General features: G+C 49.9%; 11 protein-coding genes. 8 read left to right on the top strand and 3 right to left on the bottom strand.

All coding sequences use genetic code 11. The annotated features are described in order from the left end of the window. Positions 1-673 (bottom strand): IS6-like element IS26 family transposase (locus SK39_RS25085; protein WP_048217600.1); only part of this gene is annotated, 673 nt, incomplete at its 3' end. A gap of 619 nt (positions 674-1292) precedes the next feature. Here SK39_RS25085 and SK39_RS25080 point away from each other — a divergent pair. The 7 genes from SK39_RS25080 (at position 1293) to SK39_RS25050 (ending at position 5586) form a co-directional block, all read left to right on the top strand. Beyond that, positions 1293-2069 (top strand): hypothetical protein, encoded by a 777-nt coding sequence (locus SK39_RS25080; RefSeq protein WP_022652129.1) that lies wholly within the window; start codon positions 1293-1295, stop codon positions 2067-2069. Positions 2070-2217: 148 nt separating this feature from the next. Continuing rightward, positions 2218-2994 carry a hypothetical protein gene (locus SK39_RS25075; RefSeq protein WP_022652130.1) on the top strand — a complete coding sequence of 259 codons (777 nt, stop codon included), beginning with the start codon at positions 2218-2220 and terminating at the stop codon, positions 2992-2994. 462 nt (positions 2995-3456) lie between these two features. Beyond that, positions 3457-3798 carry a hypothetical protein gene (locus SK39_RS25070; protein ID WP_032610383.1) on the top strand — a complete coding sequence of 114 codons (342 nt, stop codon included), beginning with the start codon at positions 3457-3459 and terminating at the stop codon, positions 3796-3798. 100 nt (positions 3799-3898) lie between these two features. Beyond that, a complete protein-coding gene (locus tag SK39_RS25065) occupies positions 3899-4162 on the top strand; it encodes a hypothetical protein (protein ID WP_022652132.1) in 264 nt (87 codons plus the stop codon). 48 nt (positions 4163-4210) lie between these two features. Beyond that, positions 4211-4468 carry a hypothetical protein gene (locus SK39_RS25060; protein ID WP_125362998.1) on the top strand — a complete coding sequence of 86 codons (258 nt, stop codon included), beginning with the start codon at positions 4211-4213 and terminating at the stop codon, positions 4466-4468. Positions 4469-4503: 35 nt separating this feature from the next. Continuing rightward, positions 4504-4803, top strand: coding sequence for a hypothetical protein (locus SK39_RS25055; protein WP_032610385.1), 300 nt, complete (start codon positions 4504-4506; stop codon positions 4801-4803). An 84-nt stretch (positions 4804-4887) separates the two neighbouring features. Beyond that, on the top strand, positions 4888-5586 hold the full coding sequence (locus SK39_RS25050) for a hypothetical protein (RefSeq protein WP_022652135.1): 699 nt from the start codon (positions 4888-4890) through the stop codon (positions 5584-5586). Positions 5587-6105: 519 nt separating this feature from the next. Here SK39_RS25050 and SK39_RS27725 read toward each other — a convergent pair. Then, positions 6106-6510, bottom strand: a complete 405-nt coding sequence (locus tag SK39_RS27725) for an Ig-like domain-containing protein (protein WP_071787996.1) — start codon at positions 6508-6510, stop codon at positions 6106-6108. Then, positions 6504-6971: a DUF4165 domain-containing protein gene (locus SK39_RS27720; RefSeq protein ID WP_015063083.1), complete on the bottom strand. Its 468-nt coding sequence runs from the start codon at positions 6969-6971 to the stop codon at positions 6504-6506. The genes SK39_RS27725 and SK39_RS27720 overlap by 7 nt, the downstream gene beginning before the upstream one ends. A 224-nt stretch (positions 6972-7195) precedes the next feature. Here SK39_RS27720 and SK39_RS25030 point away from each other — a divergent pair, with 224 nt between their 5' ends. Further along, on the top strand, positions 7196-9616 hold the full coding sequence (locus SK39_RS25030) for an Ig-like domain-containing protein (protein WP_015063084.1): 2421 nt from the start codon (positions 7196-7198) through the stop codon (positions 9614-9616). Positions 9617-9955: the final 339 nt, after the last annotated feature.

The raw sequence follows: 9955 nt of genomic DNA, 5'->3' as shown, positions 1-9955 counted from the left end.
ATTCGCCCAGGGGATCACCATAATAAAATGCTGAGGCCTGGCCTTTGCGTAGTGCACGCATCACCTCAATACCTTTGATGGTGGCGTAAGCCGTCTTCATGGATTTAAATCCCAGCGTGGCGTCGATTATCCGTTTCAGTTTGCCATGATCGCATTCAATCACGTTGTTCCGGTACTTAATCTGTCGGTGTTCAACGTCAGACGGGCACCGGCCTTCGCGTTTGAGCAGAGCAAGCGCGCGACCATAGGCGGGCGCTTTATCCGTGTTGATGAATCGCGGGATCTGCCACTTCTTCACGTTGTTGAGGATTTTACCCAGAAACCGGTATGCAGCTTTGCTGTTACGACGGGAGGAGAGATAAAAATCGACAGTGCGGCCCCGGCTGTCGACGGCCCGGTACAGATACGCCCAGCGGCCATTGACCTTCACGTAGGTTTCATCCATGTGCCACGGGCAAAGATCGGAAGGGTTACGCCAGTACCAGCGCAGCCGTTTTTCCATTTCAGGCGCATAACGCTGAACCCAGCGGTAAATCGTGGAGTGATCGACATTCACTCCGCGTTCAGCCAGCATCTCCTGCAGCTCACGGTAACTGATGCCGTATTTGCAGTACCAGCGTACGGCCCACAGAATGATGTCACGCTGAAAATGCCGGCCTTTGAATGGGTTCATGTGCAGCTCCATCAGCAAAAGGGGATGATAAGTTTATCACCACCGACTATTTGCAACAGTGCCTTTAAAAACACCATATGCGTCTAAGGAACTTCCTATCCGCCTTCATGAAGCTTTTTTCCGGTTACCAGTAAGGGCCATATGACTGGCAAATATTCCGCTCGCGGTATACCGAAGTTCCGAGAGGATGGCGAAACGGCAGAATGCTACAGTAAAGGAGAAATGTTAGCTATAAAACGGTGGCACAGGGTCGGGATACTCGCGGGCTGAAATGGCAGATTCAGTTTGTCTTCCGGCTGTAGCGTCCCTTCCCCACTCACAAGACCCATCTTAACCGAAGGTGTCGCAGCCTTTCTCCCAGACGCTCGACGATTCCTGGGTTTAAGGTCACGAAACAATGGTCATGCACACCGGCTTTCAACTGGCACAAATGTGATTACGAAACACTCGTTAATGCCCTCCCGGTAAGCCTTTAGAAAAGTTACTTTTCTGAGATTAAAATGGACTATTTTAATTATAGTTTGGATATGAATTTTTAAAAAAATAAATGCCTTCAACTTATTTGGAAAATAAGCCGGAATGTTAGAGTGTTCTCATTCAAAAAAGAGGAGAACCAACCATGCCAAAATGTCTATTACCTGCCGAGCTTGCGGAAATTGTCTGTGGATTACTGGTGCAACCCACATTAATGAATGAATTAAAAACACCGGAGTCGCATAAAGCATTTATGCAGGATATCGCTGAGCTGGTGGCGAAACATTGCGGAGGAGAGATTGACGGTGTGATCATGCCGGTGGATCGCGATGAATCAAGCCAGGCCGATTATCTGACCTCTCCGGATGTAACCCCTTATCTCGTCGTATCTCCCGGCGCGGACATGCACTCCCTCACCGATAATGTCTGGCGTCACCATGCCCGAGATGGCTGGCTTGACCATATCAAAGGCAGCGACGAAGAAAGCCCTGATGAATTGCCGACGCATAAAGAGTGCTCAGTTCGCCGCTACGCCCTCCAGCGGATGCTCCTTCAGACACAAACCAACCATGCTAATCTTCCCTCGCAGGTGGTACGAATGCGTGATTACTGCAACCTCGACGACGAACAGCCCGGGTCTTCAGCAGAGTTTATCGTTACTATGGCGCTCGGCGGTCATGCCCAGCTGGCAGTACAGGATGTGGAATCACGCCTGGTAATGGCCCTGACGTTGTTAATTGAAAATGGTGTTCCCTCGGTCCATGTAAACGCGGGTGACACTGATCCTTCAGTTCTGCACGTCCAGGCTGCTCACGGCGGCATGGTCCTTTCAACTGACTCCCTGAATCATGAATTCGGTATTTCGCCGCCTGACAGGTATACCAACGGTCGCCCTGGCTTATTAGTTAAAGCAGCCTCCTGATTCATTAATTACAAATTTGTCCTTTTTTAATTCCATTGTTCGCTCTTTGTTTAAAGGGCGAATATATTTTTAAAAAACTTCACGCCGGGTTATTAGCCAGCAAACCGAAACTGTTAGAATTAACACATCAGATGAAAGGATGACTATCATGGCTAAATTAATTTCAACTCGTGAACTGGCAACAATTATTACTGCATTACTGGTAAAACCGGAATTATTGGGCGAGCTGGATTCTCCAGAAAAACATCGCGCACTGATGGAGGATCTGGGGCGTGTTGTGGCAGAGCATTGCGGCGGCAATGTCACGGAAATCGCATTGCCGGAAACCGATGGTACGGCAGTTGATGAAGCTTTGCTGGATGGCCAGCCTGTCCGCTATCTGGAAACAAAAGAAAGCTCCCCATATCTCATCGTACACCCTGACGACTCACTACCGTCTCTGACGCATAACGTTTGGATGCACGCTGATCCTGATGGCTGGGAAGAACATTTCGATGGCGAGGACAATCCCCTGATGGAGGAGTTGAGCCAGCAGTTCCGCCAGCAGGTGTATGCGCTTCTGACGCCGGAATCGCAGGCAACGCCTTCAGAGATTATCCGGACGTTACAGGACTGGCAACTGGGTGAAACCCAGCTGCCAGAAGAAGACTGTCAGTCCTATCAGGTGAAGGTGTTGTTAGAAGAGAAAAACATTCAGTGTGAAGTGGTGAATGAATCCGGCACGACTTGTTTCGGCCTCATTTTTGAGATCGATCGGGGTGTACCGACGCTGCACATCGACACGGGCAGTGATTCACTGCTGCATATTCACGCGGCACATGACGGCCTTGTTCTGACACCAGATGCGCCGAACCACGGATTTGAAGATGCTCCAGTAGACCGCTTTTCTTATAACAGCCCGTCCCTGTTGGTGCCAGGGGTGTAACCTGGCAAACAACACAGCGGTATTTTGGCCCCGAGTGAAATAATTCAGGACAGGAGTCAGGCAGATGGGCGATGTTGCCACACTACCACCGAAAATTAACGATGGCGTACTTCGACGCTGGAATGCTCAGCGCGGGCAACGAAATGGCCGAGGCGGAAGGTATAAGCGCCTTCCGTCACAAAGCAACCTAAGTAACTGGGTTGTAAGACGTCTGATTGAAGAAATCATAATGGAGGACCGACGAAGAGCAGCATCAGGTTGAGCAGTATGTTGATCAAGTTACCACTACTGGCGCAGGAGAAGTGGAAGGTATGACCCGCGTCCCGGTAGTTCCCACGATGGAACAGCTAATTGCAGGCCGGAAGCAGATAACTTCGGCCACTGGAAAAATGTCTCGATTAATGAGCCAGCGTCTTGCAGATGTTTACCGTGCAATGGTCGCAACTGCAAAGGGGGAGTGAGATGCGTGAATTACTTGGAAAGACAGGGGCAGAACATCAAGCCTCCGTAATGTATCAAACGTTTGGACACCTCGATGCGAAGCCAGGCGAAAAGCATAAAGGTCACTTCGTTTTTATCAACGGTCAGCACGGCGATCTGTGTGTTGTGCATAGTGAATTTTCATCCTTTGACGAAGGTCCTGGCTATTTCAGTGACCGTGCCGATTTCATCTGGGAATTGGTTAAAGACGGAGGACCCTGCTCTAAGGTCGGCATCTACCGGTTTGACGGCGAATACTCGCTTCCTAAACGCCGGAACGGGAAAAGGTTTTCGGGAAGCGTGACGTGCCTTCAATCATTCTAATTTCGTAGTGCATGAGCACCGACAGGTTATCAGTAAAACGGGGAGCGCCACAGTTCGCGTGCAACCTTCCCTATCCATCAACTCGAATGAGTACATAATAATGACGAACGCTGACGCATCTAACGTTAAGACCAGTCCAGAATTACCAACTCTCGAACGTGTCTATGCTCTGCTCAAGGACAACTATAAACCCGCAAGATTTGCTGATCGGGATGGGGAAATCTGGGGGCATGAGTATTCATGGAATCTGGCAAAATCAAGCCTGCAAGACCTGGAGAAGTACGGGAAATCGTATGTATCGAAGCATTCCGACCGGATGGGCGATGGATTCAGTTTTGGTCCTGACCTGGTCATTATTCGCTGACATGCGCACGGAAGTGAGTAAGATGGCTGGCTGCACCGGAGGACAAGAGTGATGAAGGGTAAAAATATCGTGGCTCGTGTCGTGCGGGAAGCGACCTATAAGTGGGAAACCCGCCACAAGTTAACGCCAGAACAATGCTCTGAAATTAATCAACTGATGCGTCGGCTTTCAGAACACCTTGCCTGCCCCGTTTGCAAAGCAATGTCCTTAAAGCAACTCAGGCACGCAGAATACATTTTGAAATGCGGAACGTGCGGTGAAGAGTTTCTTATCAATAAACGTAAAGAATCGGCTCACGCGAGTTAAGCGCGGTGAATGAGCACAACAGTAAGGTGACAACCATGAAAGAACTGATTTCGGTAGCTCAGGCGGCTCTGGACTATATCGATGCCTTACCCAGCGACATGGTGGCATCACTCCATACGATGCCTGGCTTTGATCGCGATTGGGCAACAGAAGTCATTGCCGATGCTATCGTCGAAAGTAACGAGTCCCGGGAACAGATACAGCAGCAGTCGCAGGCAATTCAGTTGCCCGAGACCTGTTTCTTTGATGGCCCGGGCAACACAACAGAAACGTATTTCCTGGCAGACGATGTCAGAGAGTTACTCCGGTCAGCGGGCGTCCAATTTAGCGAGTGATACGGGTAAAGTTCCCAGGCAGTCCGGTCTCACATCGGTATTACGCCAGACGCTGTCAACATTAATTCGATTCAGGGCATGACAATGGAAAACACAGTAATACCGACGGTAACAGAAAACGAGATGGAAGAGGTGATCACCCGTCACACGGCATACGGGCAGGTATCGGTAAGCCGCACGACAACGACGGGGCAGCGCTTGTATGCCTCCGACCTCATTCATAAAGAGGTGATTACGCTGACCTTCAGTGAATCAGAGCAGGTTGAGCGCGATGGAGTGATCCGTCATCGGCTGGCGGAAGGCAGACGCCGTTCCCCACTTCTGAAAGTCAGTCTGTCTCCGGCTCAGTGGGCCTCAATGATCACATCGTTCGGAATGAGTGACGGCGTGCCGTGTACCATTAACAGTTTGATTCGCGGCGACTATGAGCGCCAGCCGGAGATTGGCTATATTGAGTCGACACGCGAACGTTATGAGCGTCAGATCCGGGAAGCCTCTGAGCGCGAGATGGCGAAAGTGAATGAAAAGCTGAAAGCACTGGCTTTGCTGGTGGCAAAAGGCAAGGCAGGAAAGCGCGAGCTTGAAGAAGTATATCAGTCTCTGTCCGGCGCAATCGCCAACCTGCCGGTTAATCTGGCCTTCAGCACCCAGTTGATGCAGGAATCCATGGACAAAATCGTCTCACACGGCAAGGCCGAACTCGAAGCCTCCGCCATGGGCGTGGCCGCTCGTCTCGGTATGAAAGAAATTAGCCGCTTGGCCTCGTTGGAAGACAAGAAGTAACCGGTACGATCACCCATAAGCATACCTGCTGCACACATAAGCGGCACAAAGCTCAGTGGCCAATTCATAGCGTGTTGACATAAACCGTACACACAAATGTGCTTCGTCGTGGCGGGTGCCTGATATGCGGTTCCCGACGCGGCCCCCTTCTCTCTTTAGCGGTCCACAGGACTCCAGGTAATGCCGGTGGGCTGTATCCAGGACGTTTTCCAGTAGCCGACAGTGGTCGGCGTCATACCCCTTAAGAAGGTGTTCCAGTTCTGCCATGGCGAGTGCGGGTGGTAACCAGGTGACGCCAAGACGCAAAAATTGGAGCTGCATTTGAATTTGATGGCGATCGGGCGTGAGACCCTGCACCCGGGGAGCGCGATAGCAAATTCTCTCCAGTGGAGCGAAATGCGTGATAAACGTTTTCTCAGCAATCTCTGACATTCGACTAAATCAGCCTGTTCCGTTTCTTTCTGGCTACGTTAAGACACCATGAAAAGGCCCCGTATGACGGGGCCGGTTCTGTGGTGTTTATTGGATTTGCGGCAGCTCGATCATGAAGCGGGATTCGCCAACTTTGCCGCTGGTGGCCGGGAAGATCGGGATCAGGATGCCATCCCCTTGACCGAAGTCTATTGTGATGTCTTTCGAATCTCCGGGAATGACAGTCGCCCCATTCATACTGACCGCAAAGGCCGCATCTTTACGGACCGTCAGCGTGCCGGTCTGCACTCCTGTGATCAGCGAACCATCTTTCTTCCGGATGCTGTTGGTCCGCAGATACGCCAGTGGCTGGTTATCTGATGTCTTCAGCCCCATGCCCACAGCCAGCGTCTTGATGGTATTAAATTCAATCAGGTTGTTCGGTACGTAGCGGAACCGGCTGCTCTTTGTGGTGCTGTTTCCGGCTTCATCCATTGCTATGGCAGTCAGCACGTAGGAATCTGCATCATCTGTTGCGGGGAAGATACGCGGGTATCAATGCTGAAGGAGTAGCTGGTTGTGGCCACGACATTCGACTTATTGTCGAGGGTTTCGGATTTAAGGGCAAAAGTCCCCTCGCCCAGTACCGGCAGTGCCATGGATTTGCCGTAGTACTCACTACCATCAGCGGCAGTGATCCTGTCGGCCACTGTCACCAGGCCGGTGACACTCTGGAACATCTGCACATTATCTGATGATCGTGTCACGGTAACGCGCTCGTAGCGGTCGAGACCAGATATCAAGTTCAGCGTAATTGCGCTACCTGGGTTGAGATACGCTCTGGAGGGTTCAGCATTCACTTTCGTACCACGTGTGTCGGTGTACGAATAGTTGTACAGCTGAGCCTGGCCGCAAAGTGGGAACAGCAGTGCCGCATAGACGGCGGCGATCAACGGACCTCTGTAAAATTTCATTTATGTTCTCCTGGTTGGCCAGGAAATTTTACCCGAAACGTTTTCATCACCCGGGTGATAAGAGGTGTAATTATTCAGTAAAACAACGCCCGTTTGTGCGCCTTTTGCCAGGCCAGCGAAAGTGACAATATCCGCTGATTAACGGCCCAGAAATACTCTGCTTAACGAAAAAGTGCCGGAGGTGAATCGTTTAAAATAACGACAAAACAATAGGGGAATACTGAATGAAATATCAGACTATAACTTTGGCTATGGTTTTGCTCGGCGTCTCAGTTCCGGTAACAGCTCAGATTTATGAATCCAGCTTTACAGATACCAATGGCATTGAAGTACACGCGCCTTCAACCCGGATGCTACTCAATCCGGCTTCTACCGTAACGCTGACGCTTATTTCTGGATTGGATCGCTTTGTAAACGTTAAAGTGACCCGGGAAACCGGGGCGCAGTTGTACAATACCACCACTACCCGTACCGGTGTGGCTGATCGGCTAAAAGCAGCCGACGGCAGTGAATTTTACGGGAAGAAAGTAACTTTACCCGCTCTCGGGGAAGGAAAACTGATCGTCCAGGTCAACATTTTGGATCTGAATCAGTCAGTGGTAGCTACGTATAACTACAACTGGACAATAGACACCACACCTCCGGCTGCAAATGCCCTTACAGCAACCACATCACTGGGCACTGGAACTGGAGCGGTATTTAAATTAGGTCTTGAAGCTGTGGCGCAATACAGCTTTTTATCAACGGGCATCGCTGATGCGGTTGGAATAGATAAAGGCATATTTGAAATCTATCGCGCTAATGGAACCCTTTTCAGCTCAACGCCAATGAAATACAACGTCGGTGACAAGACGATGTACCTGCCCTACACCTTCGCAAGTGTGAAGCAACCGGGCATCCCTGATAGCAACCTTGACGAAGAATTTCAGGCAAAAGCCAAAATTTACGACACCGCCGGGAATATCCGCACGTTACCGACCCAAAAATTTCGGTTTGATAATACAATTGGTGAGATATCCCTTTTCGCTGTTCATGATCCAAATGATGCAACCAGCGTCGTTCCCGGCGTGAAAAACTACCCGGCCTATAAAGCCGGTATGGTGGTTAACGAAAACCCTATCAGGCTGGTGTATAAAATCCCGAGATCTAACTACCGGGCATATGCAGAGGGTGGACTGGAATTTATTAACCTTTATTCGGCTGCAAAAGAAATCGCTTCTGATGCCACCTACAGCTATGTCGAAATGACGCTGCCATTTGGTGCCTTCAATGGGGATATGGCTCGTATGGCCAACTTTGGACAGTGGGCAGGATACTTCCCGACCTACACGATGACGCTCAACCCGAACGCAAACAAGACGCCTGCTTTTACTGGCACCTGGGAGGATTTTCAGGATAGCAATGGCACCTGGTATAAGTCGAAGGACTTCGAGACAGTTCTGTCTTCCAGATTGCCGATTAAAATCGTCCGGGCAAGATTTAATGTAGAAGCCAGACCGTTTGAGCAGGAAGTTGGGGGACGCCTAACCTGCCGCATTCCGGTTGGCCAGACAAGTTGCGAAGCTCCTGAGAATTTTGATATGGCGGTAGGGACTCAGGGTTATAACCGTACACTTTATTATGTACGCAGTGTCGCGAACCCTATTCTTCGTTCCGAGCAGTGGGTTATGACACGCTGGAACAATCAAATCGTCCCAGAAATTGGTGAGATCACCTACAGCCCGACATCTAAGATACTGACTGTTGAAGCTCATCTCAACAGAGATAATGATTGGTTCGACGGATTCAGACTCCTCGGATTCTATCTTACCGATAAGAACTCCAAACAGCGCATGACGCCTGTGGGAGTCGAAAAGTCCAGAAACGCGGGTAACTACACGATTGAGTATGACCTTTCCCGGCAGTCTGAAGGGCAATACAACGTTGAAGTGAATATTCAGGATCGTTTCGGTAACCAGACAAACAAAACCTATGGCGTGATAGCTCTCGATGCCACACCCCCAACGGTTGCTATTACCTTCGAAGGGAAGCCGGTAAAGGATGACACCGTCGTCTATGGTCTGGAAAATCTGCGCATTGCACTGAGCGATAACCTGACCACACCTCGCATTACTCGTCTCCAGCTAACTGGCGGACCGACATCAGACAATGTTGAACTCAGTTGGTCACCTGCTGGTAAAGACATATACTCGCCGGAATATCCGCGCATATTCCCGAATTTCGAGCCCTCTGAAAACTATGCTCTCAGTGTGACAGTGTCGGACAGCCAGTCCAACACAAAAACTTACACACAGAAGTTCAGTTATCTCCCGAATAACTTGGTACAGCTGCATAACCTTCGAACCCTTGCAGTAAAGTCGGCGCTCAAAACCTCTGATAACGTGCCACTTGCCTATCTGTCTACAAACATGCTCCGCAAGACTAACGGTGAAATAGCCAAAGGCTTACAGAACGCGACCCTCTCAGTACGTAAGGATGCCAACTTCGGGATAGTGTTTAATGGAGCGGAGGCAGCTCCTGGGGAGTCTGTAAATGTTAATATCGACATGGGTATGGGTGATAATCTTCTCATGCCGGTTTATCCATCAGAGAACGGCAAGACCGGAGCCGCTGAGTTTATGATCCAAATTGATGAGCTGAAGTAACCATAAAAAGCCGTCAGTCACTCTGGCGGCTTTTTTTCGTGACGCCATTTCCTGCATTTTCTCCGCTCTCTCTCCTCATAACTCTGTAGCCGCTTGCGTCAAAAAAGTAACTTTTTCTACAAGGGAAGAAGTGTGCTAGTGCGGTTCTTAGAACGGATCGGAATTTACTCACATTTCGATCGTAATGCTTCATGACGTCTCTGTGCATAGTTATCAACAGGATAGAATAATAATAAAGATCAATATAGGATCAATAGCAGATCAAAAAGGAATAACGATCCTCGCAGGCCAGTAATATCGGGGCTCTCAGCGGATCGCCATCCACTGTACAGGGGGCGA

This window comes from Citrobacter sp. BIDMC107, from assembly GCF_001037575.1.
Taxonomy (GTDB): domain Bacteria; phylum Pseudomonadota; class Gammaproteobacteria; order Enterobacterales; family Enterobacteriaceae; genus Citrobacter; species Citrobacter freundii.
The sequence above is the reverse complement of the archived record's forward strand: the minus strand, read 5'-3'. Positions and strand labels throughout refer to the sequence as shown.

What these genes read in the sequence shown, in the direction of transcription:
- SK39_RS25080 (WP_022652129.1), top strand. Translation starts at nt 1,293, where the DNA reads ATGCCAAAATGTCTATTACCTGCCGAGCTTGCGGAAATTGTCTGTGGA.
- SK39_RS25075 (WP_022652130.1), top strand. Translation starts at nt 2,218, where the DNA reads ATGGCTAAATTAATTTCAACTCGTGAACTGGCAACAATTATTACTGCA.
- SK39_RS25070 (WP_032610383.1), top strand. Translation starts at nt 3,457, where the DNA reads ATGCGTGAATTACTTGGAAAGACAGGGGCAGAACATCAAGCCTCCGTA.
- SK39_RS25065 (WP_022652132.1), top strand. Translation starts at nt 3,899, where the DNA reads ATGACGAACGCTGACGCATCTAACGTTAAGACCAGTCCAGAATTACCA.
- SK39_RS25055 (WP_032610385.1), top strand. Translation starts at nt 4,504, where the DNA reads ATGAAAGAACTGATTTCGGTAGCTCAGGCGGCTCTGGACTATATCGAT.
- SK39_RS25050 (WP_022652135.1), top strand. Translation starts at nt 4,888, where the DNA reads ATGGAAAACACAGTAATACCGACGGTAACAGAAAACGAGATGGAAGAG.
- SK39_RS27720 (WP_015063083.1), bottom strand. Translation starts at nt 6,971, where the DNA reads ATGAAATTTTACAGAGGTCCGTTGATCGCCGCCGTCTATGCGGCACTG.
- SK39_RS25030 (WP_015063084.1), top strand. Translation starts at nt 7,196, where the DNA reads ATGAAATATCAGACTATAACTTTGGCTATGGTTTTGCTCGGCGTCTCA.